Genomic DNA, 25,593 nt, shown 5'->3' with positions numbered 1-25,593 from the left:
TGATGTCAAAAAGTGTCAACTGTATTTTGACAGTGTCAAAATAATAGACACTATCAAATCGGGGCAGGCGGATAAAAATCCCATCAAACCGGGCTTGGCGGCATTTTATGGGGTTGGCACAAAACTTGCAATAATAAATTGGTAGTATGATTAATAAAAAATATTTCTTTGAAAAGGAAGAGTGAAAAATTATGAGTTTGACAGATTTAATTTATGCCGGTTCCAATGCAGTTGCCGGATTAACCGAAGGCGCAGTGAATGATGCCATTGAAAAATTTGGTGCGGATCATGCCGTGGGTTATCCCGATACCGCTTATTGTTTGCCGATTATCTACGCCGCCACCGGGGTTAAAATTAAGACCCTGGGCGATTTGCCAGCGGCTGTGGGCATTCTTAAAAGCCTGATCACCAACAAGGAAGATCTGGGCGAGGCTTTAAATGCCGGTCTGGCGACCGCTGTTGGGGCCGAAATTATTGAAGCGATCCGCTATCTGGATGGTGACCCCTATGCCAATGATTCCGGCATCGGTTTTGTGCCGGATCCGATTATCCGATCATTGGGTGTGCCTCTGGTAACCGGTGATATCCCCGGGATTGCCGTCCTGCTGGGCGAAGCTGCTGATCCTGCGGCTCTGGCTGCGATTGTTAAGGACTATCAGGAAAAAGGACTGCTGACCTTTATGGTTGGTAACATTATTGAGCAGGCCTTAGAAGGCGGCGTCAAGATGGGGCTGGATTATCGGGTGATCCCGTTGGGTCATGAAGTGACCTCTGTTATTCACGTGGTCTCCGTGGCGATTCGGGCGGCTCTGATTTTTGGCGGCATCGAACCGGGCAAACTGCCGGAGTTTTTAACTTACACCAAAGAACGGGTACCGGCCTTTGTCAATACCTTTGGTGAACTCAACGAAGTGATTGTCTCCGTAGGTGCGGGTGCCATTGCGCTTGGTTTCCCAGTCATTGCTGATGTACCTGTACCTGAAGTTCCTGGAGCCCTGATGACTCAGGCCGACCACGCCAAAACCGTCGAATTTTCTCTGGAAGCCCGGGAAATTAAAATTAAAGTCACCAAAATCGATGTGCCGGTTTCTGTGGCCTCGGCTTTTGAAGGGGAACGTGTTCGGAAAGACACCATGTTTGCTGAATTTGGCGGCAACAAAACCGAGTGTTGGGAACTGGTCACTACCGGTGATCCGGCAACCATGGAAGATCACAAAATCACTGTTATCGGACCGGATATCGATGATCCGAGCTTTGCCGACGCCGATGTCGTGCGTCTGCCACTGGGGATTGTTGTTACGGTTGGCGGTAAAGCTATGCAAAAAGATTTCGAAACCGTTCTGGAACGTCGTATCCACTATTTCACTAACTACATCGATGGAGCCATGCATGTGGGCCAACGTAACATCGCCTGGATTCGTCTGACCAAAGAAGCCTTTGCAAAAGGATTCCGCTTAAAACACATCGGTGAAGTGCTGTATGCCAAAATGCGTTCTGATTTTGAAAAGGTGGTTGATAAATGTGAAATCACCATCTACACAAACGCTGACGACGTTAAACGTTTGGGCGAAGAAATGGTTAAACCGATTTACGCCGAGCGGGATGCCCGAATGAATGCCCTGACCGATGAGAGTGTTGATGAATTCTATACCTGTTTATTGTGTCAGTCTTTTGCGCCCAGCCATGTCTGCATCGTGACCCCGGAACGTCTGGGTCTGTGTGGCGCGGTTTCCTGGTTGGATGCCAAGGCGACCAAAGAACTCGATCCCGAAGGACCTAATCAGCCGGTCATCAAAGGAACTGCCAGTGATGAACGGGTTGGTCGTTGGGATTCGGTTAACAAGGCTGTTGCCAGCGCATCACAAGGCGCAGTTGAAAGCGTCACTCTGTATTCAATCCTTGAAGATCCAATGACTTCCTGTGGTTGCTTTGAATGTATCTGTGGAATCATGCCTGAAGCCAATGGCGTTATCATTGTCAACCGTGAATTCAGTCAGACCTCACCAGTGGGGATGACTTTCGGCGAGTTGGCCTCCATGACTGGTGGTGGTGTGCAGACCCCCGGCTTTATGGGTCACGGTCGGTTCCTGATTGGCTCTAAAAAGTTTATGTCGGCTGAAGGCGGACTGCAACGGATTGTCTGGATGCCCAAAGAATTAAAAGACGATGTGGCTGACCGCTTGAACAAAGCCGTTGTCGCCATGGGTGGACCGGAAAACTTTGCCGATATGGTCTGTGACGAAACCATTGCCACCGACTCCGAAGCGGTTCTGGAATTCCTGGAAACCAAAAACCATCCCGCTTTGGCGATGGATCCGATTATGTAGGCACGTTGCCAACACGTTTATTTAAAAAAAGACAAGCTAAAACGCATCTCATTTTGAGGTGCGTTTTTTTGATTCGGATCCTTGTGAGCGTTTATTGAGGCTGTGATGACGAAGTGTGATAAATAATTGCAGCTGACTGGAATCCGTGATATGATAAAATCAAAGAAATCAGGAAATTATTTAAAAATTGCTTAAGAGGATTGGAGGCGCCAAAATGGAACGAAAAACCATTCGCATTTCCGGAAAGCGACAGATTACAATCCCGCAAAAATATTTTGAAGCACTGGGGTTTGGCAAAGAAGCGGAATGTATTCTTCAGAATAATATGATTTTAATTAAGCCGGTTAGAGAAAATAACGGCGGAGAATTTGCTGAGCAGATTTTGGCCGATCTGATTGCACAGGGATACAGCGGGGAGACATTACTCAAAAAATTTAAGGAAGAACAAAAAAAGGTTCGTCCCGCTGTTGAAAAAATGATGGAAAAAGCAAAAGAGGCAGCCGAAGGAAAAGGCGAGTTTTACACATACGATGAAATTTTTGGCCCAGAGGAATAAGTATGGCAAAACTGATTATTCTGCCACCTGCGGCCAGGTATTTAAAAGAATTAAACGATAAGCATTTAAAGCTGGCTTATCAAAAAGCAATGGACCAGCTTTTAATTGATCACACCCTGGGCACTGCAAAAACAGGTGATTTGTCTGGCATATTTGGTTATAATATTTATTATAACCAAACGAATTATGAACTTGCCTATCGGATCGAGTATCAAGATGATAAAATAATTATTGTGATCATGGCCGGTACCCGTGAAAATTTCTATCAACAGCTCAAACGTTACATGAAAAAGTAAGAAATAACGCCATCAGAAACGATTGTTTTGATGGCGTTATTTAATGCGAAGTTTTTCAATCAACCCATATTGTAAATAAAAACAAATTTGCGAAAGTAGCTTGACAAAACGTTTACAGTGGTTTATATTAAATCCATACTTACTTGTACGTATAAGTTAAGAATGGAGAATGATCATGGATGGACCCAAAATCGTTTTATTTACCGGATTTCTTGGTTCCGGCAAAACGTCGCTATTGTTACGCTGTGCAAAAAACCTGGCTGAAACAAAAAAACGCAGTGCCATCATTGTCAATGAGGTGGGCGAGATTGGTATTGACAATCTGCAAATGAAAAAAATGGGGTATGCAGTCTGGGAAATATTTGGCGGCTGTATCTGCTGTACCCTGGCCATCAGTTTGGAAGATACCCTCACTCAGTTAATGGCGAATTATGAACTGGATTATATCTTAATTGAACCCTCGGGAGCAGCCGATCCTGCGGCAATCTATCCGGCCCTTTCCCACAGTGGTTTTTCAAAAGAGCAAATCAGAAACGTGATGATTCTTGATCCGACGCGAATTGAGATGTTTGAAGCGGTGTTGGAACCGTATTTGGCGGCGTCGGTACCGCTGGCAGATTTTGCCGTTATCAACAAAATTGATGTCGCTGCGGCAGATGAAATCAAAAAAACAGAAGAGGTGATCAAACAGTATCACCAGGATCTGCCCACGGTGCAAATTAATGTGAAGCACTTAGTTAATGAACAGATCCAAAAAATCATTGGTGGGTAAAAAAGGAGAACGACGATGTATCAGAATATTTTTGAAACACTGGCCATTGAGACAACGCTGACGTTACGACAGGCGGGGTCGAGTAAAAAATGGCAGGAAATCGGCTGCTTTTTTTTAGAAAATTATCTTGAGCAGTTAAGCAAGACCGAAAATTTCATGATTGGACATATCAAAGCGATTATTGAATTGGGAGATGATCGTTTTATTCGTCTCAGCAGTGTCGCTTTGAATAAACCGGTAAACTGTGAGTTCAATGGAACCGACAGACAAAATAGCAAAGGCCACCTGACCTTTAATGCCATTGTATCCGGGGTCGATAAAAAAAGGAATCTGCAAAATTTTCATCTGGCCCTGGCACGAACCTGTAGTGTGTATGAAATGCTGACTGACTATCGGGAAAGCAATCAACCTGAAGCAACAAACCATAGCTGTGGTGAAGTTGACTGTCCGGTTTGTCACGACAATCATGAACATGATGAGACCTGTGGGCATTAGCATAATAATCGATTAACATCGATGTTATAAATTAAAACAGGAGGTAGATGCGATGTCAAAAAAACAAAAGACTCCTTAATTCCAGGCATACAGGGATTGCGGCCCTTAATTGGTACTCACGGAAAAAAGGAGATCTCATCAGAATTTTACCATAAATCTGAGTAAATGATAATAGATTTTTACTTGTATATAACGATTGTATTTTGATGGGCATTCTCCAAAGATTATTGATTCAAAAATAGTTGGAGGAATGTAAAAATGGCAAAGATAAGTGAATTGCTGGCAAATCTGGAAATGGATGAACTGATGGAAAGCGTACAGCTTGATTTGGACAATGGACGGGATCCGGTCGAGATTCTAAAGGAGTGCGAAGCCGGAATGGTTAAAGTTGGGGAGATGTTTAGTGCCGGGGACTATTTTGTTTCTGATCTGATGATGTCCGGCGAAATGTTTAAAGAAGTGGGCATAATGCTGGAACCGCATCTGTCGGGCAAAACCGGTGATGTTTTGGGCAAGGTCGTATTGGGCACAGTTGAAGGCGATATCCACGATATCGGTAAAGATCTGGTCTATGTCATGCTTAAATCCGGCGGCTTTGATGTCATTGATGTGGGGGTTGATGCCAAACCGGAAGTGTTTGTGGACGCCTTAAAGGAATCCGGCGCCCCGATTCTGGCGTTGTCGTGTCTGCTCACCACCTGCTATGATTCAATTCTGAATACCGTCAAAGCCGTTGAAGCCGCAGGCTTGAGAGATCAGGTGAAAATTATAATTGGCGGCGGCCCGACGGATGAATCGGTTGTCAGCTATACCGGTGCCGATGCCGTCGGCGATGATGCCCAGTCGGCAGTGCGATTATGTAAGGAGATGTTGTAAGATGGCAAGTCAATTATATGAAGATCGATCACAGAAGATAAAAGATACGGTTAATTTTAAAAATGAACGTGTTACCACCTGTTTTATGGGACAAGCCGCACCGGCTGCCCACATGAATGTGAAAATGAAAGATTTTGCAATGGATGCGGACATTATGATCAAAACAACACTGGACTATATCAATGAAATCGATGCGATTACGCCAGTCGATTGCCTGAACATTGGTGTCAACGGAATGCGTTCAGATCATAGTCTGCCAATGGCTTGGCTGTCAAAGATAAAAATGCCAGGTAGAGAATTGCCGGATGATTCATTATGGCAAGTCGTTGAAACAAATGTCCTCACGCCGGAAGATTATGATGTGATCATTGAACAGGGGTTTGAAACAGTATTTAATCGGATTTTCCCGACTCTTGTGGATATGAATGAATTTCAGGAAAGCATCGCATATCAGCAGAAAAATGGACAGAAAAATGTTGAATTGTTTATAAATAGTGATCTTCCTGTTGTTAATAGCGGCTTTGCAAGTCCACCTTTTGAAGTGTTATGTGGTGGGCGATCCATGTCTCAGTTTTTTATGGACTGCTATAAAATGCCGGATAAAATTGAAAAAGCCATTGAAGTGATGTTGCCGGGTTCAATTCAAAGCATGTTGGCAAGCATCAATCCTCTGAGCGGGACCGGTGCCTGGGTTGGCGGCTGGCGGGGTGCCAGTGCATTGGTGTCACCAAAAATATGGAATCGACTGGTTTGGCCGGGAATGAAAGCCATGGGACTTGCACTCATTGAAACGGATAATATTGCGACCTTCCATCTCGACCAATGCTGGGATCGTGATATTGAGCGGTTTTTGGAAATCCCCGAAAAGAAATCCATCATCAATACTGATGGTATGACCGATCTGCGAAACGCCCGAAAAATACTCGGCGACCATGTGGCGATTATGGGCGATGTGCCAGCACCTTTGTTGGCAACTGGGACAACTCAGGAAGTAAAAGATTATGTTACAAAATTAATTGATGACATTGGTCCCAAAGGGCTGTTTATCACTGCTGGCTGTGATGCTCCGGCCAATACAAAATTTGAAAATATGGTAGCCATGTTTGAGGCCGCCAATGACTGGAAATAGATCGGAGACACCATGATATTTATCGGAGAAAAAATAAACGGCACCCGCAAAGCCATCCAGGAAGCTATCTTAAACCGGGATGCCGACTTCATCAAAAAAACAGCCCTGGATCAGGCCAATGCCGGGGCTGACTATCTGGATGTGAACGCTGGCACCGACCCCTCCCGGGAGCAAGCGGACATGCTGTGGCTGCTGGAGGTCGTCCAGTCCGTCACGGATACTCCCATCTGCATTGACAGTTCAACCCCGGAAGTGATCAAAGAAGCCATTCACGTCGTTAACAAGACGCCAATGATTAATTCCATCAATGGTGATCCTGCTCGTCTGAAGAGTTTTATTCCGTTTATTCGGGAACGGGATTGCGATGTCATCGCACTGGCATTGGATGAATCACAATCCGGGATGCCAAAAACCGTGGCCGAACGGATGGCAGTTTTGGAACGGATTTTTGAGGCCACCCGGGCAGCCGGGATCGCCGATGATAAAGTCTATGTCGATCCGTTGATTATGGCCGTGGCCACCGATCAGCAGGCGGGTCTGGTGGCCTTTGAATCGATCCGGGCCATCCGGGAAACCTATCCGCAAGCCCATATCACCGGGGGGCTGAGCAATATTTCCTTTGGTCTGCCCAACCGGGCCCTGATCAATCGCACCTTTTTGACTCTGGCGGTAGCCGCTGGCATGGACTCGGCGGTGGTCAACCCGGAAAACGTGGCGCTGATCGAATCGCTAAAAGCGACCGAACTGCTGCTGGGTCGGGATCGTTTCTGCCGACACTACACCACTGCAGCAAAAGTTGAATTCAGTAAAAAATAAATAGGCAGAGCCTGGCCCTTTTCCTGGTTACAGGAAGAGGGCCAAACTGCTTAAGCGGGCCAGCAAATGCCGGTAGGCTGATAAAAGCAAATGTGATATAATCATGAATACAAAGTGGAACAGAAGCGTTGAGGGGAAGAAATGAAGGAAAAACTGATTGAACTGATTGCCGACTTAAAACTAAATGAGGCCGAAGAGCTGGCTGACCAACTGATCAAAGAGGGGATTGCCGTCCAGGAGCTATATGATCTGGTGATGGAAGGTCTGGCTGAAATCGGAAAGAAGTATGAAAATGGTGAATGTTATATTGCCGATCTGATTGTTTCGGGGATGATTGCCAAAAATATTTTTGCGGCGGCGAATCTCAAGCAGGGGACCGGTCCAGCAGACAAATCGCTGGGCACGGTTCTGTTTGGAACGATTTTTGACGACATCCACGACATTGGCAAGGATCTGATGATCGATGCCCTGAAAAACCGGAGTATTCACGTTATCGATCTGGGGGTCGATGTGCGGGTGTCAAAATTTGTGGAAGCAGTCAAACGGCATCAGCCGGATATCATTGCCGTCAGCTGCGTCATGACCAATTCGATCCCCTATCTGCAGGAGTTGGGCAAGGCTCTGGAAGCGGAAAACCTGCTTGCCAATCGTCGGTTTTTGTTGGGCGGAGCGGTGGTCAATCAGGATTATGTCAAAATTCCGCAGATTGATTTCATGACCAATAACTTCTATGAGGGCATCCAGTATTGTGAGGTCTACCTGAAGGCGAAAAAGGGAGCGATGGAGGTATGAGTGATGTTTTGTATCTGGCGATCGTGGCCAGTTTAAAAGACAAAATTTTAAAAAGTCAGCTCAAACCGGGTGACATGCTCAATTCCGAAACAGCCCTGATGCAGGAATATTCGGCCAGTCGGATGACCATCCGCAAAAGCCTGTCACTGCTTTCCAACGAAGGTTATATTTATTCGGTTCCCGGCAAGGGTAATTTTGTCTGCAAGCCGGAAGTGGATATTTTTCAGTTCAAGTTCAACAAGTACGATGGCCTCAATATCCACATTGACAATGTCAAGCTGATTTCGGTTAAGGTGCTGCTGCCAGCCAAACAGATCGACCGGATTTTGAAGCTGGAGGACAATCAGAAAGCGGTGGAAGTTAAGCGGATACTCTATTCGGATGACCGGGAAATTGCCATGGAGATTATTTACCTGCCCTACGTTCATCACCAGCCGGTTATTGAAGACATGCTGAAATTTGCCAATTATATGAAGCCGGTGGAAGAAAAGCTGGCCTTCGTGCTGGATAAATCCCTTGACATCACCGTGGTTATGCCTAGTGACGAAGTCCGGGAAACCCTGAATCTGGGGCAAAATGAACCGGTCTTTGAAATCACGGAGCTGATTCGCAATGAGGCGACCCAGCAAATGTTGCAGTATGCCTGGTTTTATGTGAGTCCCCGATACTTGAGCATCAAGGCGGCTACTCCCAAAGACAGCGAAGACAAACGGATATTTTAGGTAGTATCAGCAACTGGCTGCGGCCGCATGCTGGCCAGTAGCCTGGCCTGCGCTTTAAATGCGGCAATTACGGCAGTAATTTAGAATCGAATCAGGAGGAATGAAATGAAAGAATATCTTAAACAGGGTGAATTTACTGAAATTGCAGCACTGAGAGATCGGTGTGACATTCAGATCACTGAAGAGGTCCGGGATCGCTGTGCCGACAATTACTGCGGGTTTTACGGCAAAAACCACATGTGTCCGCCAGCAGTGGGCGATCTTGATTATTACCGCCAGCTGATTGCCAGCTACGACCAGGGACTGGTCTTTTCCAAAGCCTATCCGGTGATGTCCCGAAACGATTACCAGGGGATGCTGGCTGCCGGGATGGCCTTTCGGGAGATCATTCAGGATATTAACCGGCAAGCTAAAGCCGATCATCAGGATTGTCTTTTTTTTACGGCCGGAACCTGCGGTATCTGTAAAAAATGTGCCATCCTCGATGACAAACCCTGCCGGTTCCCGGATCAGGCCATTCCCTCGCTGGAAGCGGCCGGAATTGATGTGGTGGGACTGAGTCGGGATCTGGGGATGAAGTATAATAACGGCGCCGACAAGGTGACCTATTTCGGCCTGGTTTTGTATCGGTAGCGGGAACTTTGACTGGCGGGATCACGCCCCAGTCTTTTGTAGAGGCCCTGAGCCGTCAGGCTGACGACGAAAATGATTGATAAAACTAAAAAACCATGCGATGATAAGCCTAGTAAAAGGATGGAGGAAAAAGTATGAGTAAATCAAAAGCAAGAAAGATCTGGTTTAACCGGGTCTTTCTTGCGTTTTGTGATCGCTTGATGATGAGGCGGTTTGAAGGATCAGTGGCTCAGCTTTGTTCATGATATGATTTAGTATAATCGATATAAATAAGAAAAGCTGTTACCATGGTAACACAGTTGGGATGAAAATAAGAAAAAATGACACACTTGACTTATTATCCAGCCCCGTAAGATTTTGATGTCCGGTTCGTTACAAAATACTGCGACCGTGATATAATAAGAATTAAATTTTGTTAAACGTTATAAAGCTCGACAGTGCGCAAATCAGGCGAAGGAATTCAAAAGGATAACGCTCAGGTTACGAGCGAGGGGAGAAAAAGATGTATAAAATAAGCGAGTTAACAGTCGACGATTATCTGAAAAAAATGGCAGTGTGTGATTTCCCGGGGCCAGCAGCCGGGAGTGCGGCGGCAACGGCCGTGGCCATGGCAGCAGCCCTGCTGGAAATGTCTTGTGATGGCAGTCTCAGAAAAAACGGCGATAATCCGCTGCTGGCAGAATCCATTGCCCTGGCGGCCGAGCTTCGTCAGGCTGGTTTAAACTTGGCTGATGTGGATATGGCCGCTTATGGCCGGGTGATCACCGCCGCCAAAAATAAAGCCACTGACCGGGAAGCTTATGAAACGGCCATGAAAGGCGCCACCGAGCCCTTCATGGCGATTCTCAGGCACTGTCACCGCCTCCTCGGGCAGATTGAAAAAGTGATCAAAGGCAGTTTTTCCAGAGTGCTGGGGGATTTGGTTGGCGGGGCCTATCTGGCTGAGGCGGCAGCAGCGGCATCCAAGTCAGGCATTGATGTCAATCTGATGCTGATTGGTGATCGCGCCTATCAAAGCCGCTATCAGACTGAAGCGAAAGCTCTTTATCAGGCCTGTGTCAGCCTGAAAGTGGAGATTCTTGGTCAGGTTTTTTCAGGGTCTTCGGCAGACCTTCAGCCTGAGGCCAAAGCGGTGCTGGATTTCTGGTTTGACCCCGCCAATCAGCCCTACTGGTTTTTGAAAAATGAGGCCTTCGATATGGTGATCAGAAGGCAGTTTTACGATTGTTGGGTGGCGGCTGGTAAGGGTCTTTTAGCGGACTGGCGGGACACCATCGAGGGACGGCTGGCCGAGATTATCCTGCTGGATCAGTTTTCCAGAAACTTAAACCGTGACGATTCCAGGGCCTTTGCCCAGGATGCCATGGCCCTGACGCTGGCCCAGGAAGCCGTCCGCCATCCGGATTATCAGCGACTGGATCCGCTCCGGCAGCGGTTTGTGCTGATGCCCTTTATGCATTCGGAGTCGGCTGGCATTCATCAGCTGGGGCTGCCGCTCTTTGAAGCCCTGGGCGATCCCAAAACCCTGGAATATGAAATCCGGCATCAGCAGATCATTGCTCAGTTTGGTCGTTATCCCCATCGCAATGAGGTCCTTAAACGGGAGTCTACAGCGGCTGAAATGGCCTTCCTCAAACAACCAGGCAGCAGTTTTTAGGCGCTTTAGCGGATCAGCTATTAGCAGCGGTCGCACCCCGCTGTGATTTAGCCAATGACAAAAATAGATGGCACTAATTCCAGGCCATTTTGACAATTACGATGCTGCGAAAAATAGCGGCGGAATGGAGAATATTTATGAAGCAATGCGATTTACCTGAAATTTACAGTAATCAGGATGCGATTTTAATGGCCGGTTTTTGTTACCAGACCTACCTTTTTTATGATCAACAGCAACTGGTGCTGCCAGTTGGTTTTGAACTGCGATCTTCATTTAAGGGGATGGCTGGCGTGACGGAAAAAACGCAAGAGAATTTTGGTTATATTGCGGAGTCGAAAGACTCCTTAGTGCTGGCTTTTCGGGGAACCGATTCAACCCCCAACCTGGATTCTGATCTGGATCTTTTTCAGATTCCCTTTCCTTATGTAAAAAATGCCGGACTCTGTCACCGGGGGATCACCCGGATCTATCAGTCACTCCGGGAGGAAGTGCTTGACCAGCTCAGCCAATTGCCTCAGGACAAAAAATTCTATATCACCGGCCATAGTCTGGGTGGTGATCTGGCCATTATGGCGGCCCTGGACTTGGCTGTCAATAGCAACCGAAAGGCCATCATTGCCTATACTTATGCCGCTGGCAGACCGGGTGATCGGGATTTTGCAGCGGCTTACAAGGCCCAGGTTAAAAACAGTTTCCGGATTTATAATGTCCATGATTTTATCCCAACCCTGCCAGCAGCCGAATATCCGCCGCCCTTTACCGAAACCGGTCTGGTTTATGAGCACGTGGATGTTGCAGTGCCGATTGCTTTCCAGATGAACAATCTGTTTTTAAATCATCGGATCAATTATTATTTCCAGAAGCTGGGCGAACAGGATCACAATTATTTCCGGCAACTGCAAAGCAGCAGCCCGGGTTTTGGTCCGGAGGCCATTGACTTGTCGGCATTGGCTGCGGCAATGGCTAATAATTAGGATAAGGCTTTAAAAAGGAAGGGAAAAACACATGCAGGATCGAATTACCTTATGCGGTGATAATTGTACCTATTGTCCCCGCTTCAATGCTGATACCGAAGAAGAACTGAAGCAGGTGGCCGAACTGTGGCATTACCTGGGATGGCGGGACCGGGTGGTTCCAGCCGCGGAAATGAAATGTCCGGGTTGCAATCCCGACAAACAATGTGCCTACGGTCTCATCGACTGTACCTGGGAACATGGGGTCAGACACTGCCAGCAGTGTGTAGAGTACCCCTGTCAGAAGATTGAAGCGATGCTGACAAAATCCCGAAAATACAAAACCATCTGTCAGGAAATTTGCAATGATCAGGAATACGCTGTGCTGGAAAAAGCCTTTTTCAAAAAGCACATCAATTTAAGTAAAAATGATAATTAACTAAAACCGCCCATGGTGCTGCTTTGCGCGCCATGGGCGGTTTTTATTCACTGGCTGTATCGTTTTAACCCCGGGGCTTAAAACGATACGCTGCCGATCTAAAGTAACCAGTTTACGGCTGGCTGATATCGGTAATCGTCCCATCGGCAGCATATTGCATCAGACGCACGGCTGAGGTATCCTTACCGGATTCAATCACCACAAAGGTCATATCGGCCCCCAGCAGATTTTTATCAATCCAGGTGCCGCTGTTAACATAGGTTTTCTCCCGGTTGTACCCTTGGCTAAAGGTGTTGTACACCGGCACATGGGTGTGTCCAAAGACAACGATATCAACCGTAGGATCGACATTGAAATACTGGGTCACCGCCTGCTCATCACAGAAGGTGGGATCCTGAGCCCGGGCAGTAGCTTCGGCATAGGGGAGTTTGACGGCAACGCCGTTGGCATCCTGGAGGGCATCCCAGCGTCGTTGAACGTTGGCGTATAAAGCGGCACTGATGGTGCCGTCAGCCTGAAGCGTTGGCAGCAAATCGGAAAGGGCAAAGCTGTCGTTGTAGCCATCGACATCAAGGTTGATAACCGGCTCAGTAAAACCGGCGTTGATCGGGAAGGTTTCGATGGTACCAGCCCAGGTCTGGTAATAGGCATAGGCACCCAGCTGATCAATGTTATCAGATGCTGGTTTTGCTACCTCGGGCAGCGTAAGCTTGGGAGCGGACTTACCTTCGGCTACCGAGGTGGCAGCGACCCGGGTAAAGAAATAGCCTGGCGGCAGAATCGAGGGATAAGCACCGGTGAATTCTTTATTGGACAAAGTATCCGGGGCACAGAAGGTGTTATAGCGGTGGCCATGCTCAATGACAATTTCCGAACGGGCGCCGGTTCGATAGGTGCCCAGACCAGCCACATCCCGGATCTGTTTAATCCCGGGGATCAGTTCGGCCAGCAGTTCATCGGTTAACAGCAGGTCGTGATTGCCGGGAACATAGGTCACCGTGACGCCGCTCTTGATCAGTGTTTCGAGGGCAGCAACGATCTCAGCATTATTTTCGGCAACTTTTTTAAAGAAGGCCTTCAGTTCGGTGGGGCCGGTATAGCTCACCGGAACAAACCACTGATCAAAAAGGTCGCCATCAATGACCAACTCATCAATCTCGCTGCTGTTTAATTGCCCCAGAAAGGACACCAGCGCCGCTTTGTTTTTAGTTGTTTCAGAAAAGCTGTCATCAATCCCCAGATGGAGATCGCTGATGACAACAACCCGGCTGGCGGTATGGGCGGCATCATTTTCCCAGAGGGGCAGTGAATCAGCCTGCCTGGTCGGCGTGGCGGCACAGGCGGCCAGCGAAACAATCAGTACAGGAACAAGGGACAGTAACAGTCCGGACTTTAATGATTTCATAAAGAATTCTCCCTTTTTTATTTTGCATCCTCTTCGCTCATTGCTCTTAAAATATAAACCCCGGCAGCGAAAAATACGCAATTGTTTGTTGAATTATAACAGAAATGGGAACAGTTGAAAAGTCATTGATTGTTATATCGAGCCAGGTTGTTTACGATCATGTCACCAGAATTAAAGAGAAAAGCCGTAAAAGCAGTAGCCCTTGTTTGGCTGTTGCGCTATAATACGGATAAAGGTGCGTTTTACAATGCCATAATGGCAGACATCAAGGAAGGCGGAGTAACACAATGGGAGGATTTTTAAAACTAGAGGGTAAGGCCCGGGATGATTTTTATCAGGCCAAGTACGATTATTACAAACGGTTCAATTTGGGAGTATTGTTTGCCTCGGCCTTTATGTTTCTGATTCTGTTTGTGGCCGACTGGCAGGTTGATGGGGCGGCGTTGGGGCGTTCTTTCCTGATTCGCAGCTCGGTGGTGGTGCCGATGTTGGTTGTTTTTTGGGCCTATCAGAAAATTAACAACTACAAAATTATGGGGATACTGACCTACCTGATGGTTCATGCGATGATCTGGGGCAACATCTGGGCGGGGTCGTATCTGGCGGATCAGTCCTATGTCAATGAGGGCTTTCTGATCATGAGTCTGGTGCTACTACTGGTCTCTTTTGCGGCACCGCCATTTGTGGCTATCATTGGCCAGCTGGGGCTGATCGGGGATATTTTGCTGGCAGATCATCTCTATCATTTTGAAAACATCAATGCCATTTTGACCTTTAATATCCAGGTCATTGTGCTGCTCTGTCTGGTTGATTTTATTATTGCAGGTTTTTATTACGACCACTACATCACCCAGCGCAAGCTGGAATTTGCCCTGTTTCACGACCCCTTAACCCAGGTCTTCAACCGCCGTCAGTTACACAAGATTATGGGAGAAGGTCATGATCTGACCTTTTTGAGTGACGCCATTGCAATCCTGATTATGGATATTGATCATTTCAAACTGGTCAATGACCGCTACGGCCATGACGAGGGAGATCGAATTTTGCAGTTTGTGGCGGACTGTATCCGTAACAGTTTGCGGGGGCCGGATATGGTGATGCGTTGGGGCGGCGAAGAATTTGTGGTGATTCTGTTTGACTGTCCGGCTGATCAGGCGATGGCGGTGGCGGAGCGGATTCGCAAGTCGGTGGAAAAATCGGTCAATGGTGTTTGTGCCATTACCATTTCCTTAGGGGTGGCCATCTATGCCGGGGGTGACTGCTTTGAGACCATTAAGCAAGCTGACAGTGCCCTTTATGTTGCCAAGCGACAGGGTCGTAATCAGGTGGTCAGCTATGAAGCACTGGATGAGAAACTGCGTCAGGAAGTGGCAAGAGCCCGGCAGAATGAGGTCTGAACGAACTTTATTGCCGTCTTGGTGCTGAAAGCGTTGACACAAAAATCAGGATGTAATATAATACACTAAATTTAACCGGTAAAGTTTTTAGATTCTTAATTTAATTTGCGAGAATTAAAAGCTGCGGATAAAAAGAAAAGAGTGTAGGAGAGCGTCTTGGAAAAGAAAAGAATTAAAATTGCGATTTTGTCGATATCATCACTATTGATGATATCGATGACTGCTTCAGCCATTCTGGCCGATATTCAGGCCTACTTTGTGGGGGTCGATCCATCCCTGATTTCGATGGTATTGACCATTCCCGCCTTGATGGGCCTGGTGTTTGCCTTTGCATCAGGGCCCTTGTCGTTGCGACTGCCCAAGAAAAGCCTGGTCATTTTTGGTCTGGTCTGCGGCCTGGCTGGCGGGATGATTGCTCTGCTGTTCGGGTCAACCAGTATTTATGTACTGTTGGCTTGCAGTTTGCTGCTGGGGATCGCTCAGGGGATGAACTCGACCATGTCGATGGCCTTGATTGCCGATTATTTTGTGGCCGAGGAAAGTGGTGCGTTGATGGGGCTGCAATCAGCCTTTGTTAATGGTGGCAGCATGGTGCTGCTGTTTAGCTCGGGGATGCTGGCCGGAATTTCCTGGCAGATGTCCTATCTGGTTTATCTGGTTTTTATACCGGTCATTGTGATTGTCATGAAAAATCTGCCCCGGGATCATGCTCCGGCACATGCTGCCGACACCCATCAGGAAAAAAGTGCCAGGCTGAATGGCCGGGTCTATTTTACGGCGCTGACCATGTTTTTGTTTGGGGTTTTCCTTTTTGTGTTTCAAACCAATGTGGCCATGTTTGTGGTCGGGAATGGGTTGGGGGATGCTTCTACCAGTGGACTGATCAACACCGCCATGTCAGCTGCCGGAATGCTCACCGGAATTTTGTTTGGCCGGATGCAGCGGGTACTTAAAAAACTGGTTATTCCGGTATCCTTACTGGTTGGCGGTTTGGGGATGCTGCTGATCTTTATGCTGGGTAGTCTGCCATCACTGTTTATTGGCGCCATGTGCTGTGGTTTTTGTCTGGCTACCATTAATCCGGCGGGAACCTTTCAGGCCGCCAACGCCGTCCATCCCTCCATCAGTTCGCTGGCCATTGCCGTCGTCACGGCATCCACTAGTGTCGGCATTTTTGTCTCGCCGATTCTGTCCAATGGGGTGGCCAATCTGACTGGCGGTGGCATTGAGATCAAGTTTTTGCTGGCGGCTGTCGGGCTGGCGGCAGTGGGATTGATGTCGTTTGTTGGCAATGCGATCATGGATAAAAAAGAAGCCTAAGTAACATTCATAGTGACCATAAAAACCTCCTGGATTTGATTGTTAATCCAGGAGGTTTTTGTTGTGTAACATTATTCAATTTGGAAATAAGGTTTAAAGGTAAAGGGCACCTGTTTGAGCACTTCTTTACTTTCGGCCAGAATGGCATCGATACGTTCTTTATCTACATTCATCAGGACAAAATTGAGCCGTGCGATATAATCCAGACAGTCTTCCTGGGTACAATTAAATTCGCCCCGGTCATAGGCCCACAAAACGGAAAAAGAGGCACCTCTGGCTGCATTGGCAATCATTGCAAGTTCATCCGTATCGGCATTAACGTTCAGATGATAACGGCGATCATGGATTTTATAGAGGCGGATACTTTCCTGACTGAAGAGATCTTCATATTTGTCATCGGCTAATTCTTTTAAAAAGCGCATCGCTTTGGGATCGGCCAGAAACATCTGGTTATAGAGCCGAATTTCTACGGCGGTGCTGACCTGCAGATCTGCTTTTCGTTCTTTAAAATAGTCGGTATAAAGTTTCAGAGCCACTTTATTCTTAAGTTCAAAGAGAAAGGTATCGCTGACGGCCCGGGCCAGACTGGATTTCGATTTATAGTAATAGGAAATCAGGGGCTTGGTAATTTCACAGATTGCGGCAATCTGATCCAGATAGGTTTTTTTATAGCCCTGTTCATAAAATAACTGGCTGGCTACCTGGAGGATCTGTTCTTTTTGGTTATTCATGGTCATCTCTTTCATAATGGTATTTTGGGGTATCATTTTATTTTAACACTTTTAATAAATAGATGCAAATAAATTATATTTAACCAGTTAAAATTAAATAAATGTAAAATGTATTGACTTTTCGTAAAAAACCGATTACAATACATTTATTGAACCGGTTAAATCAAACGATCTGGGACGGTAAGTCTTATAAAAACCTCATTAACATGAGATGGAAGCCGTTATTATGCGTTTCGACAGAAATGATTAGATTGTCATAAAAACGGCCAAAATTATCCAGATCTGCTTATTTCGTAAGAACATTGAATTCATTTAACGGGAGGAAGGGAGATGTAAGGTAATTGTGGGTGTGCCCCGGTTACACCGGAAGAGGCTGTTGACGTTGGTGCTGATGGTTACGCTCCGGATGCTGACAGTGCCGCAGCAAAAGAAAAAGAACTGGTAACAGCATAACGTTCACCGACAAAATAGATTTCAGTCAAGTTGACATCACGGAAATCGTAAACACGTAAATTTGTGGTTTTTTTAATCACTTGAATCACAAATAAAATTAAAAGGAGGAAAAAATGAAACAACAAGTAAAACCAATCTCTACCTTTACAATTTTGGCCATGGCGTTTTTCGGAATGGGTGTCGGAACCATTACTCCGGCTCTGAATGCAATTTTTGTACAATTCTCAGATCTTCCGATTACCACGCTTTTGCTGGTATCAACACTGCCCTCATTAACCGTAATTCCCGCAACCCTGATTGCTGGGTCGGTCGCTGGTAGCAAGGTTAAATACCGAACCCTGGCAGTACTGGGGATGACACTCTTCGTCCTCGGTGGGGTCGCCCCCTATTTTGCCACCGACTTCTCCGTTATCCTGATTGAGCGGGCCGTCTTTGGGATCGGTCTGGGGATCATGTCACCACTGGCCAATTCACTGGTTATGGGTGTTTATGAAGGCGATAAGGTCGCAACCATGACGGGTATGGTCACCCTGGCCATGAATATCGGCGGGATGGTTCTTCAATTTATGGGCGGCTATTTTGCCGGGATTGGATGGAATTACAGCTTCCTGCCTCATGCGCTGGGTATAATCTCACTACTGCTGGTTATTTTTTTCCTGCCAGAGCCTGCGCAAGCACCGGTTACCGCGGAAACCCAGAAAGCACCTAAAGAAAAACTGCCGGTTAAATTGTTTATCATCGTTCTGGTATATGGGATCTATACCCTGTCAGTTTATCCGATGCTGGTTAACATGTCGACCCTGATTGTCGAACGTGGCATGGGAACGACTGCCACCGCCGGTATTGTTCTGGCCCTTCTAACCATCGGCGGCATGGTCGCTGGTTCGGTTTTTGGCAAACTGTTTAAAATCTCCGGCCGCTTTATCATGGCGGTTGGTTATGCTCTGGCGGCAATCGGTTTCGCCCTGGTTGTTTTTGCCAGCAATATTGCGCTGTTGTCAGTCGGTGTTTTCATTGAAGGCTTTGCCATGTCAACGCTGATTCCGGCCAGTATGATGCTGATTTCAATGACCGTTAAACCATCGCAGATGGCTTTGGGAGTATCCTTCTTTATGGCCGGGATGAACCTCTTCGGTTTCCTGTCAACCTATTGGATTGGCGCCATTGCTGGTATTACCGGTGATGCGGTAACAGCGCCAATTGCCGTTAGTGTCGCTGTGACAACCGTATTCTTTGTGATCTTCCTGATTGTCAATCCATTAAAAGGTGGGGCACCAATGCCTGAGGCACCGCAACAGTCCTAAAGTAAACAAAAAAAATAAAAAAAGAGCCACTCATTTCGGTTATGAAAGGGGTGGCTTTCTTAAAGTCGTTGAAGATCGTATCAAACGCCTGGATCAAGGCGTTTATAAATAGTGGTCGTAGCTGGAATAGGTGCCCTTAATGGTGTCATCGGCAAAGTCATTCATGGCCAGATTATAGTTGGAAAGAAACAGCTGCTCATAGGCTGAAAGTTTGTTTTTGCTGGTATTGAGACATTCCCGGCACTGATTGTCGAGGGTTTCGGGAATTTCAATATCCGCCGTTTTGTGAACCTGGCTAAAATCGATGCCGGTCAGATTACAGTGGTTTTCGATGTTAATCTCCGTCCAGAGGCTCTTTAAATATTTCAGGCAGCTTTTCTGGGGCTGTTCAAAAAGGTATTTTAGCTGAGAGGGATTAATATGCTGAGTGATTTTGGTCATCGTCTTTTCCAGATCAGACAGGGTAAAAGCATTATTTAAAGTATATTGGTTCATGTTATTCTCCTAAAATATGTGATTAACCAAGCGGCTAAATCAGGATAAGGGACACTGATCAGTCAGTGGCCAAGTTATTTTTTTCAATCATCAGCAACTCCGTATTGTCATGTTGCCTGATTGGTATCTTAATCATAGCAGATGAATATGAACTTTATGTTAACAACAGATTACGATTTTATGAAGATTTAAGCGGCAACTGGTATGTGTTGTAAGAAATCTTCTAAGTACCCCCAGATTATTGGCGGGTGAGCAAAGTTGTAAACGCAAAGGGATAAATAAAAAGAACCATTTGGGAAGTTCGTGGTAGAATTGCCCAAATGGTTCTTAATTTTTGATGTAAAAATATAAATAATGGGGATTATTCCCTATTTACTGGAAAAAATTGCAATGGCATCGCTCATGAACTGGGCCAGGCCCTCGGCATGGCTGTCGATGTTTTCTTTGAAGCGCTCATCGTGAACATACATCAGCCCCAAGCCAGCCAGGATTTCTTTTGTACAGTCATAGTAGTGTCGGGTAATGTTGTCTTGCCACTGGGCAACCAGCTCCTGAACCACCGGGTCAGCGGCATCTTTATTCATATTGGCAACAAAGCCGGCATAGATGGCTTCTGTTTCATTGTGGATGGCTTCCCACTGATCCGGGCTATAGCCATTGGTTTTTTGCTGGCTTTGGCGGTAGGCGTCTGTTTTGCCCCAACGTGTTTTTACCTCGGTTTCGTATTGTTTCTTGTTCGCTTCAATTTCACTCATATCAAATGGTTTAAAATTCATGGTTTTTTCTCCTTCTAATTTTTGGTCCAGCAAGGCAATCAGTTTGTCTAGACGGTGTCGTTTGAGCAGCAGCAGGTGGCGTTGCTTTTTAAAGGCATCCATTTCGTCATAGTTGGGGTCGGCCAGAATCCCTTTGATTTCCTGGATCGAAAAATCCAGTTCCCGTAAGAACAGAATATTCTGGAGCTGGGCCAGATTGGCCGCGTCATAGTATCGATACTTATTTTCGGTGATCTCACAGGGAATCAGAATTCCTTCACGATGGTAGTAGTGAAGGGTGCGCACACTGACCCCGGTAAGCGTCGCCACTTCCTTAACCGTCATTTTCATTTACTTCTCCTTGCTGGTATTTGTCGGCTCGGTTTTCCCTGACCTGCTTCTATCATAAGCTATGACCTAAGGTTAGAGTCAAGCGGGAAATAAAAAAAGTTTTCGTCAGTCTGAAAATATTTGCAACCAGTGAGATTGATTGTATCTGGTTTATTGATCTATTTACAGCTTTATGTCATAATAGAGAAGAGTTTATTGAGATTAAGAAAGTGACAAAAAAGAAGGAGATTAAAATGGGTAAGACAATAGCTGAAAAAATATTTGATGCACATCGGGTAGACGAGCCATTTCCAGATACACATGTGTTAAAACTGGACCGGGTTTTCTGTCATGAAATCACCACACCAATTGCCATCACCGATCTGATGGCCCGGGGGATGGATCGGGTTTTCGATCCCGAAAAGATCAAGGCCGTGATTGACCATGTCACCCCCGCCAAGGATTCCAAAACCGCCGAACAGGGCAAAATCCTCCGGGATTGGGCCCGGAGACATGACATAAAGGACTTTTTTGATGTGGGCAGAAACGGCGTCTGTCACGCCATCTTCCCGGAAAAAGGATTTGTCCGACCCGGCTACACCATCATCATGGGCGATTCACACACCTGTACCCATGGGGCCTTTGGGGCTTTTGCCGCCGGAATCGGTACCACCGATCTGGAAGTTGGGATTCTAAAAGGAGTTTGCGCCTTTCATTTTCCTAAAACCATTAAAATTGTTTTAACCGGGTCCCTGCAACCAGGCGTTTATGCCAAGGATCTGATCCTCTTTATCATTAAAGAGCTGACTGTGAACGGTGCAACCAATATGGTCATTGAATTTACCGGTCCCGTTGTCGATGCGATGTCGATGGAATCCCGGATGACTTTGTGCAATATGGCCATTGAAGCCGGTGGCACCTGCGGGATCTGCTATCCGGATATGACCACCGTCGATTATCTCTGGGACTTCATCCAGGACGAATTCGCTACCAAAGAAGACGCTCTGGCCGATTATTCTAAATGGGTTTCCGATGCGGATGCCGACTACGAACGGGTGCTTACTTACAATGTCTCACAACTGCAACCGATGGTTACCGTCGGTTACAAACCCGATCAGGTCAAAACCGTGGCCGAAGTGTCCGGCACCAAAGTTGATCAGATCTATATCGGTAGCTGCACCAACGGCCGGATTGAAGATTTGCGGATCGCCGCGAAAGTTCTCAAGGGCAAAAAAATCAGCGATACCGTCCGCGCCATTGTCAGCCCGGCGACCCCAGCCATTTATTCGCTGGCTTTAAAAGAAGGCATCATCGAAATCTTCCAGGATGCTGGTTTCTGTGTCACCAACCCGACCTGCGGCGCCTGTCTGGGGATGAGCAACGGGGTCCTGGCTGAAGGCGAAGTCTGTGCCTCCACCACCAACCGTAATTTCAACGGCCGGATGGGTAAGGGCGGCATGGTTCATTTGATGAGTCCGGCCTCGGCAGCAGCGGCAGCCATTAGCGGAACCATTGAAAATTCCGACTTATACAAAGCTTAGAAAAGGGGGAAGGACATGAAGACATTTACAGGAAATGTATTATTTTTAGATCGTAGTGATATTAACACCGATGAGATCATCCCGGCCAAATATCTGACCGAAATTACCAAAGAGGCCTTAAAGCCCAATCTGCTGGAGGATCTGGTCTTGCCCGGCTTTTCCCGGGCTGATACCGAGGATAAGGCGGTCATTGTGACCCGGGAAAACTTTGGTTGCGGTTCGTCCCGTGAACATGCCCCCTGGGCCCTGGAAGTCAATGGCATCAACGTCGTGATTGCCGAAAGTTTTGCCCGGATTTTTAGACAGAACATGTATAATTGTGGGATGTTTGCCATTGAATTACCCAAAGCAACCATCGATGGACTCTTTAAAGACTATGCCGGGAAAGCCGTGACCATGGAAATTGATGTCGATGGCAGCCAAATTGTGATCCAGGCTGATGGCAAATCCGAAACCATTGATTTTGCCGTCGGCGAATTTGACAAAACCCTGGTCAAAGAAGGCGGCTGGGTTGGTTACGCCGATAAGAATTACTAGAATCAGCCGGTATTAAATTAAAAAAAAGTTTCATAGAAAATAATAAAAGACTGCCAAACCTTTGGGTTAGCAGTCTTTTTTGTGGTTAGTTACAAATTGATTAACAGTAAATGGCAGCTCTTAATGTAAGTTGCTTAAATTAATAAAGCACCATCATAAAGAAACCGACTTTTTTGTCGCCGCCGTTATAGGTCATTCCCAGTTTTCGTGACATCGTGACAATATCCATTCCGCTACCCTCTAAAGAATAACGGCGCTCGTCCGGAAAACGGCAGTCTTCGCCAGTTTTAGCCGAACATTCGGCACAGAGATTACAGCCGCCGGGACCGGCAATCATCACCGGTTCGTTCTCCAGTTTATCCCGGAGCTGATCAAGTAAGGCCAGAACCGCAAGGGTACTCGTTTCCATTTGCTCATAATACTCCCCCAGAAACATTATTTTATTGAGGATGATGGCGTGGTCGTATTTTAAAAAGCGGGCTTTATTTTCGTCCATGTCGCCGGAAAGCGGGGGACAGGAGTAATTCTGGCCGTAATTGCCACAGGTGTTGGCCTTGCAGCTGGCAAACACAGCGTCAGCAAAGATTATCTCAGCTGAGGTAATTTCCTGGTACTCGTCGAAACCGACTTCATTGATGGCGGTGATAATTTTGTCTTTTAACATTGTTCCTCCACAGATTATTTAGGATTAAAAATTGAATAGCTTGTTAAAAATGAATTACATTTAAATTGTTAATGCAATTTTATTACAAACCTTTCCTGTTGGCTATAAATAAGTCAATTATTTTTAAAAAAAGGCTGATAGTAAATATTTTTGTCTGAAGTCCGGAGCTTGTCCTGATCATGACATTGTTGATAAAGATTCATAATGGCAGCATTAGGAGGTTGGTTCAACTCTGATTGGAGCAGAGCTTTCAGATGCTGATAATGTTTCATGAAGGCATCATTATTTTTCTCGAAAATATAAATTTTTAAAAGCATTTCATGGTAGGTTTCGTTAAGAATGTCTAAATCGATGAGTTTGAAAATGATGCGACGGCAGGATGGGTAGTCATGAATTAAAAAATAATAGCGAGCCAGGGTATATAAAGTTCTTTCAAAAAGAGCACGGTAGTCAGCCCGTTGGGCAGCAGCCCAGAGATAATCATTTTCCTCAAGAAAATCCCCCCGATAAAGACGGATGCCAGCTTCGATTTTGCGAATTGATTTCTTGCTGAGTGATTCCACTACGTCTATCGTTTCCAACACCTGAACGATTTTTAGGACGTTCTGGGGGGTGACTTCCATCTTGATCATCGCCTTATATTCTTGTAGATCAGAAGAATAATCCGGAAGAGAAAAGCAATACGACCCATTGATCAGTTGCCAATCAAAGGCGATGTCATGAGCTTTGAGGTCCTTTTTTAAATTATAGAGGGTGGTATGCAGATATTTGGCAGCTTTATCGCCATCAGTTTCTAGCCAGAGGGCATCGATAATACTATTTCGGGAAACACATAGCTGATCATGTTGTAGCAGAAAAGCAAGCAGTTCTTCAGTTTTGGTGGTTCGCCATTTGACTGGAAGGGTAGAGCCGCGCAGAGTGACCAAGAATTTACCGAAAAAATGAATGATTAGTGCCGGCTGGGTATGTTGGCTCTCTTCCAATTCTCTGATCTTTCCCTGTTGGGTTAAGATAACGTTAAGAAGGTGGTTTTCATAATTTTTTCGTTTTGTTATATCCCGGGTAATACCGACGACTATCGCTCCAGATTGTTCATCGTCGCAGACAAGGTGGGTTGAAATTTCCACGGGAATGATGGAGCCGTCTTTGCAGTATTGTTCATACTCCCCCAGACTACTGACAATTTCAGGTCGACGGTCACCGGTGATGAAATGATGGTAGCGTTTAATTTCTTCATTCATTAGTTTCTGTAAACTTTTCGGGGAAAAGATTTTGTCAATTGGCAGATTCATCACCTCGTCGACGGTCCAGCCCAGTTGGGTAAAAACGGCCGGGCTGATATAAATAAATCGGGTCGTTGTGATATCAAATACCCAGAAACAGTCAAAGGGGTTGTCCAATAGAAATTTCAGCTTTTCAATGTTAAATGGTGGTGAATTATTCAAAATTTTATCCTCCATTGATTATTCGATAAATGACCAAAGTTGCTGTTGAGAATTTGTTGAGTCATCTATAGTATAATGCCATTTGCAATGGCTTTCAAGTGTAAATCGGAATTAATCCTAAAAATATTATTTTACTAACATTTTCTGATGATCGGTCGAAAAGAGTATTATCAGGAACTGTCGTGGAATTTATTTGCGTTTATATTAAGCTTATCTGCAAAACAACTACTCAAGAGAATTGTTAATTTTATCATGGGTCAATTATTAATGCTGAAAAATCTTTTTAAAAGGAGCAAAAAAATGAAGACAAAAAATCAAACACCAACAAACAATCACGATGGCCAAGCAAACTTCGTCGTAAAAACGCGCCTGTCAGTCAAGTTGATTCTAATGACGGTTCTGATTCTGACAGCAGCCATTATCACCCTGGCTATCCTGGTCATTAATACCGGGGCCAAGATCATTGACCAGGGTAGCGAAGCTGATGCTCTGGAATACGTGGAAGAAGCGGCCAATCACATTGGTCAGGCCATTGCTGGCAATCTGGCCACCTTAAATGAGGTTGCCCGACGCGAATCGATTACCAGTATGGACTTTGCCACTCAGGCGGCAGCCCTTGCCGATAGTATGGAACGGCTGGGTTACCAGGATATTGCCGTTATGGATTTAAACGGCCATGCCAAATATCTGGTTGACGGCGGCGAGTTTGATTCCTGGGGCGAATTCTGGTATGAAGAAGGGTTTTAAGGCAAT

At 46.1% G+C, this 25,593-nt stretch carries 27 protein-coding genes; 21 read left to right on the top strand and 6 right to left on the bottom strand.

Annotation, left to right across the window (positions count from 1 at the left end):
• Positions 1-191: 191 nt before the first annotated feature.
• The 14 genes from acsB (at position 192) to BI182_RS13590 (ending at position 12,463) form a co-directional block, all read left to right on the top strand.
• Entirely contained in the window at positions 192-2,327 is a 2,136-nt protein-coding gene (gene acsB / locus BI182_RS13655) for an acetyl-CoA decarbonylase/synthase complex subunit alpha/beta (RefSeq protein WP_070372178.1), read from the top strand.
• Between the two features lie 214 nt (positions 2,328-2,541).
• Positions 2,542-2,883 (top strand): AbrB/MazE/SpoVT family DNA-binding domain-containing protein, encoded by a 342-nt coding sequence (locus tag BI182_RS13650; protein WP_148637765.1) that lies wholly within the window; start codon positions 2,542-2,544, stop codon positions 2,881-2,883.
• A 2-nt stretch (positions 2,884-2,885) separates the two neighbouring features.
• On the top strand, positions 2,886-3,179 hold the full coding sequence (locus tag BI182_RS13645) for a type II toxin-antitoxin system RelE/ParE family toxin (protein ID WP_286808649.1): 294 nt from the start codon (positions 2,886-2,888) through the stop codon (positions 3,177-3,179).
• A gap of 175 nt (positions 3,180-3,354) precedes the next feature.
• Positions 3,355-3,951 carry a GTP-binding protein gene (locus BI182_RS13640; RefSeq protein WP_070372175.1) on the top strand — a complete coding sequence of 199 codons (597 nt, stop codon included), beginning with the start codon at positions 3,355-3,357 and terminating at the stop codon, positions 3,949-3,951.
• Positions 3,952-3,966: 15 nt separating this feature from the next.
• The gene (locus tag BI182_RS13635; protein ID WP_228878824.1) at positions 3,967-4,446 is read left to right on the top strand and encodes a hypothetical protein; all 480 of its coding nucleotides are present in this window, start codon (positions 3,967-3,969) and stop codon (positions 4,444-4,446) included.
• Positions 4,447-4,704: 258 nt separating this feature from the next.
• Positions 4,705-5,322, top strand: a complete 618-nt coding sequence (locus BI182_RS13630; protein WP_286808646.1) for a cobalamin B12-binding domain-containing protein — start codon at positions 4,705-4,707, stop codon at positions 5,320-5,322.
• A gap of 1 nt (position 5,323) precedes the next feature.
• Entirely contained in the window at positions 5,324-6,451 is a 1,128-nt protein-coding gene (locus BI182_RS13625; protein WP_286808644.1) for a uroporphyrinogen decarboxylase family protein, read from the top strand.
• Positions 6,452-6,463: 12 nt separating this feature from the next.
• Positions 6,464-7,267, top strand: coding sequence for a dihydropteroate synthase (locus tag BI182_RS13620; RefSeq protein ID WP_286808642.1), 804 nt, complete (start codon positions 6,464-6,466; stop codon positions 7,265-7,267).
• Between the two features lie 141 nt (positions 7,268-7,408).
• Entirely contained in the window at positions 7,409-8,059 is a 651-nt protein-coding gene (locus BI182_RS13615) for a cobalamin B12-binding domain-containing protein (RefSeq protein ID WP_286808641.1), read from the top strand.
• A complete protein-coding gene (locus BI182_RS13610) occupies positions 8,056-8,781 on the top strand; it encodes a GntR family transcriptional regulator (protein ID WP_070372169.1) in 726 nt (241 codons plus the stop codon). Before BI182_RS13615 ends, BI182_RS13610 begins: the two co-directional genes overlap by 4 nt.
• Positions 8,782-8,886: 105 nt before the next feature.
• A complete protein-coding gene (locus tag BI182_RS13605) occupies positions 8,887-9,414 on the top strand; it encodes a DUF2284 domain-containing protein (protein ID WP_286808638.1) in 528 nt (175 codons plus the stop codon).
• 502 nt (positions 9,415-9,916) lie between these two features.
• Complete coding sequence (locus tag BI182_RS13600) at positions 9,917-11,071, top strand: DUF924 family protein (RefSeq protein WP_207648659.1); 1,155 nt, start codon at positions 9,917-9,919, stop codon at positions 11,069-11,071.
• 137 nt (positions 11,072-11,208) lie between these two features.
• Positions 11,209-12,045: a lipase family protein gene (locus BI182_RS13595; RefSeq protein WP_070372167.1), complete on the top strand. Its 837-nt coding sequence runs from the start codon at positions 11,209-11,211 to the stop codon at positions 12,043-12,045.
• 31 nt (positions 12,046-12,076) lie between these two features.
• Complete coding sequence (locus tag BI182_RS13590) at positions 12,077-12,463, top strand: DUF3795 domain-containing protein (protein ID WP_286808635.1); 387 nt, start codon at positions 12,077-12,079, stop codon at positions 12,461-12,463.
• A gap of 112 nt (positions 12,464-12,575) precedes the next feature.
• Here the strand turns inward: BI182_RS13590 and BI182_RS13585 are convergent, their stop codons facing one another.
• Positions 12,576-13,868, bottom strand: a complete 1,293-nt coding sequence (locus tag BI182_RS13585) for a metallophosphoesterase (protein ID WP_286808634.1) — start codon at positions 13,866-13,868, stop codon at positions 12,576-12,578.
• A gap of 159 nt (positions 13,869-14,027) precedes the next feature.
• Here BI182_RS13585 and BI182_RS13580 point away from each other — a divergent pair, with 159 nt between their 5' ends.
• From BI182_RS13580 to BI182_RS13570, 3 genes are all read left to right on the top strand, one after another.
• Positions 14,028-14,171 (top strand): hypothetical protein, encoded by a 144-nt coding sequence (locus tag BI182_RS13580; RefSeq protein ID WP_250935511.1) that lies wholly within the window; start codon positions 14,028-14,030, stop codon positions 14,169-14,171.
• A complete protein-coding gene (locus BI182_RS13575) occupies positions 14,156-15,265 on the top strand; it encodes a GGDEF domain-containing protein (protein WP_148637774.1) in 1,110 nt (369 codons plus the stop codon). The genes BI182_RS13580 and BI182_RS13575 overlap by 16 nt, the downstream gene beginning before the upstream one ends.
• A 156-nt stretch (positions 15,266-15,421) precedes the next feature.
• Positions 15,422-16,585 (top strand): MFS transporter, encoded by a 1,164-nt coding sequence (locus BI182_RS13570; RefSeq protein ID WP_286808631.1) that lies wholly within the window; start codon positions 15,422-15,424, stop codon positions 16,583-16,585.
• A gap of 71 nt (positions 16,586-16,656) precedes the next feature.
• On the opposite strand, the gene BI182_RS13565 is transcribed toward BI182_RS13570, so the two are convergent.
• Entirely contained in the window at positions 16,657-17,316 is a 660-nt protein-coding gene (locus BI182_RS13565; RefSeq protein ID WP_070372162.1) for a TetR/AcrR family transcriptional regulator, read from the bottom strand.
• Between the two features lie 566 nt (positions 17,317-17,882).
• On the opposite strand from BI182_RS13565, the gene BI182_RS13555 reads away from it, so the two are divergent.
• Positions 17,883-19,073, top strand: coding sequence for an MFS transporter (locus tag BI182_RS13555; RefSeq protein WP_070372161.1), 1,191 nt, complete (start codon positions 17,883-17,885; stop codon positions 19,071-19,073).
• Between the two features lie 102 nt (positions 19,074-19,175).
• Here BI182_RS13555 and BI182_RS13550 read toward each other — a convergent pair whose 3' ends face one another.
• On the bottom strand, positions 19,176-19,568 hold the full coding sequence (locus BI182_RS13550; protein WP_070372159.1) for a hypothetical protein: 393 nt from the start codon (positions 19,566-19,568) through the stop codon (positions 19,176-19,178).
• A 368-nt stretch (positions 19,569-19,936) separates the two neighbouring features.
• A complete protein-coding gene (locus BI182_RS13545) occupies positions 19,937-20,674 on the bottom strand; it encodes a MerR family transcriptional regulator (RefSeq protein ID WP_286808629.1) in 738 nt (245 codons plus the stop codon).
• A gap of 233 nt (positions 20,675-20,907) precedes the next feature.
• Between BI182_RS13545 and BI182_RS13540 the strand changes: the two genes are divergently transcribed.
• Both BI182_RS13540 and BI182_RS13535 read left to right on the top strand, forming a co-directional pair.
• The gene (locus BI182_RS13540) at positions 20,908-22,194 is read left to right on the top strand and encodes a 3-isopropylmalate dehydratase large subunit (RefSeq protein ID WP_286808628.1); all 1,287 of its coding nucleotides are present in this window, start codon (positions 20,908-20,910) and stop codon (positions 22,192-22,194) included.
• Positions 22,195-22,209: 15 nt separating this feature from the next.
• Positions 22,210-22,731 carry a 3-isopropylmalate dehydratase small subunit gene (locus tag BI182_RS13535; protein ID WP_286808626.1) on the top strand — a complete coding sequence of 174 codons (522 nt, stop codon included), beginning with the start codon at positions 22,210-22,212 and terminating at the stop codon, positions 22,729-22,731.
• Between the two features lie 139 nt (positions 22,732-22,870).
• Here the strand turns inward: BI182_RS13535 and BI182_RS13530 are convergent, their stop codons facing one another.
• On the bottom strand, positions 22,871-23,395 hold the full coding sequence (locus tag BI182_RS13530; RefSeq protein ID WP_286808624.1) for a DUF2284 domain-containing protein: 525 nt from the start codon (positions 23,393-23,395) through the stop codon (positions 22,871-22,873).
• A gap of 113 nt (positions 23,396-23,508) precedes the next feature.
• Positions 23,509-24,840 carry a PAS domain S-box protein gene (locus BI182_RS13525; protein WP_286808622.1) on the bottom strand — a complete coding sequence of 444 codons (1,332 nt, stop codon included), beginning with the start codon at positions 24,838-24,840 and terminating at the stop codon, positions 23,509-23,511.
• Positions 24,841-25,140: 300 nt separating this feature from the next.
• Here BI182_RS13525 and BI182_RS13520 point away from each other — a divergent pair, with 300 nt between their 5' ends.
• Positions 25,141-25,587, top strand: coding sequence for a hypothetical protein (locus BI182_RS13520; protein ID WP_286808621.1), 447 nt, complete (start codon positions 25,141-25,143; stop codon positions 25,585-25,587).
• The last annotated feature ends 6 nt before the right edge of the window (positions 25,588-25,593 follow it).

This window comes from Acetobacterium sp. MES1 (genome assembly GCF_002237635.1).
Classification (GTDB): domain Bacteria; phylum Bacillota; class Clostridia; order Eubacteriales; family Eubacteriaceae; genus Acetobacterium; species Acetobacterium wieringae.
Note: the sequence above shows the minus strand (reverse complement) of the source record. Positions and strands in the feature narration are given on the sequence as shown.

Excerpts from the sequence above, each read along its gene's own strand:
- BI182_RS13530 (WP_286808624.1), bottom strand. The coding sequence starts at position 23,395 with ATGTTAAAAGACAAAATTATCACCGCCATCAATGAAGTCGGTTTCGAC.
- BI182_RS13540 (WP_286808628.1), top strand. The coding sequence starts at position 20,908 with ATGGGTAAGACAATAGCTGAAAAAATATTTGATGCACATCGGGTAGAC.
- BI182_RS13575 (WP_148637774.1), top strand. The coding sequence starts at position 14,156 with ATGGGAGGATTTTTAAAACTAGAGGGTAAGGCCCGGGATGATTTTTAT.
- BI182_RS13640 (WP_070372175.1), top strand. The coding sequence starts at position 3,355 with ATGGATGGACCCAAAATCGTTTTATTTACCGGATTTCTTGGTTCCGGC.
- BI182_RS13630 (WP_286808646.1), top strand. The coding sequence starts at position 4,705 with ATGGCAAAGATAAGTGAATTGCTGGCAAATCTGGAAATGGATGAACTG.
- BI182_RS13565 (WP_070372162.1), bottom strand. The coding sequence starts at position 17,316 with ATGAATAACCAAAAAGAACAGATCCTCCAGGTAGCCAGCCAGTTATTT.
- BI182_RS13580 (WP_250935511.1), top strand. The coding sequence starts at position 14,028 with ATGTCACCAGAATTAAAGAGAAAAGCCGTAAAAGCAGTAGCCCTTGTT.
- BI182_RS13520 (WP_286808621.1), top strand. The coding sequence starts at position 25,141 with ATGAAGACAAAAAATCAAACACCAACAAACAATCACGATGGCCAAGCA.
- BI182_RS13635 (WP_228878824.1), top strand. The coding sequence starts at position 3,967 with ATGTATCAGAATATTTTTGAAACACTGGCCATTGAGACAACGCTGACG.
- BI182_RS13650 (WP_148637765.1), top strand. The coding sequence starts at position 2,542 with ATGGAACGAAAAACCATTCGCATTTCCGGAAAGCGACAGATTACAATC.
- BI182_RS13555 (WP_070372161.1), top strand. The coding sequence starts at position 17,883 with ATGAAACAACAAGTAAAACCAATCTCTACCTTTACAATTTTGGCCATG.
- BI182_RS13645 (WP_286808649.1), top strand. The coding sequence starts at position 2,886 with ATGGCAAAACTGATTATTCTGCCACCTGCGGCCAGGTATTTAAAAGAA.
- BI182_RS13625 (WP_286808644.1), top strand. The coding sequence starts at position 5,324 with ATGGCAAGTCAATTATATGAAGATCGATCACAGAAGATAAAAGATACG.
- BI182_RS13590 (WP_286808635.1), top strand. The coding sequence starts at position 12,077 with ATGCAGGATCGAATTACCTTATGCGGTGATAATTGTACCTATTGTCCC.
- acsB (WP_070372178.1), top strand. The coding sequence starts at position 192 with ATGAGTTTGACAGATTTAATTTATGCCGGTTCCAATGCAGTTGCCGGA.
- BI182_RS13545 (WP_286808629.1), bottom strand. The coding sequence starts at position 20,674 with ATGAAAATGACGGTTAAGGAAGTGGCGACGCTTACCGGGGTCAGTGTG.
- BI182_RS13585 (WP_286808634.1), bottom strand. The coding sequence starts at position 13,868 with ATGAAATCATTAAAGTCCGGACTGTTACTGTCCCTTGTTCCTGTACTG.
- BI182_RS13550 (WP_070372159.1), bottom strand. The coding sequence starts at position 19,568 with ATGAACCAATATACTTTAAATAATGCTTTTACCCTGTCTGATCTGGAA.
- BI182_RS13600 (WP_207648659.1), top strand. The coding sequence starts at position 9,917 with ATGTATAAAATAAGCGAGTTAACAGTCGACGATTATCTGAAAAAAATG.
- BI182_RS13615 (WP_286808641.1), top strand. The coding sequence starts at position 7,409 with ATGAAGGAAAAACTGATTGAACTGATTGCCGACTTAAAACTAAATGAG.
- BI182_RS13605 (WP_286808638.1), top strand. The coding sequence starts at position 8,887 with ATGAAAGAATATCTTAAACAGGGTGAATTTACTGAAATTGCAGCACTG.
- BI182_RS13535 (WP_286808626.1), top strand. The coding sequence starts at position 22,210 with ATGAAGACATTTACAGGAAATGTATTATTTTTAGATCGTAGTGATATT.
- BI182_RS13610 (WP_070372169.1), top strand. The coding sequence starts at position 8,056 with ATGAGTGATGTTTTGTATCTGGCGATCGTGGCCAGTTTAAAAGACAAA.
- BI182_RS13595 (WP_070372167.1), top strand. The coding sequence starts at position 11,209 with ATGAAGCAATGCGATTTACCTGAAATTTACAGTAATCAGGATGCGATT.
- BI182_RS13620 (WP_286808642.1), top strand. The coding sequence starts at position 6,464 with ATGATATTTATCGGAGAAAAAATAAACGGCACCCGCAAAGCCATCCAG.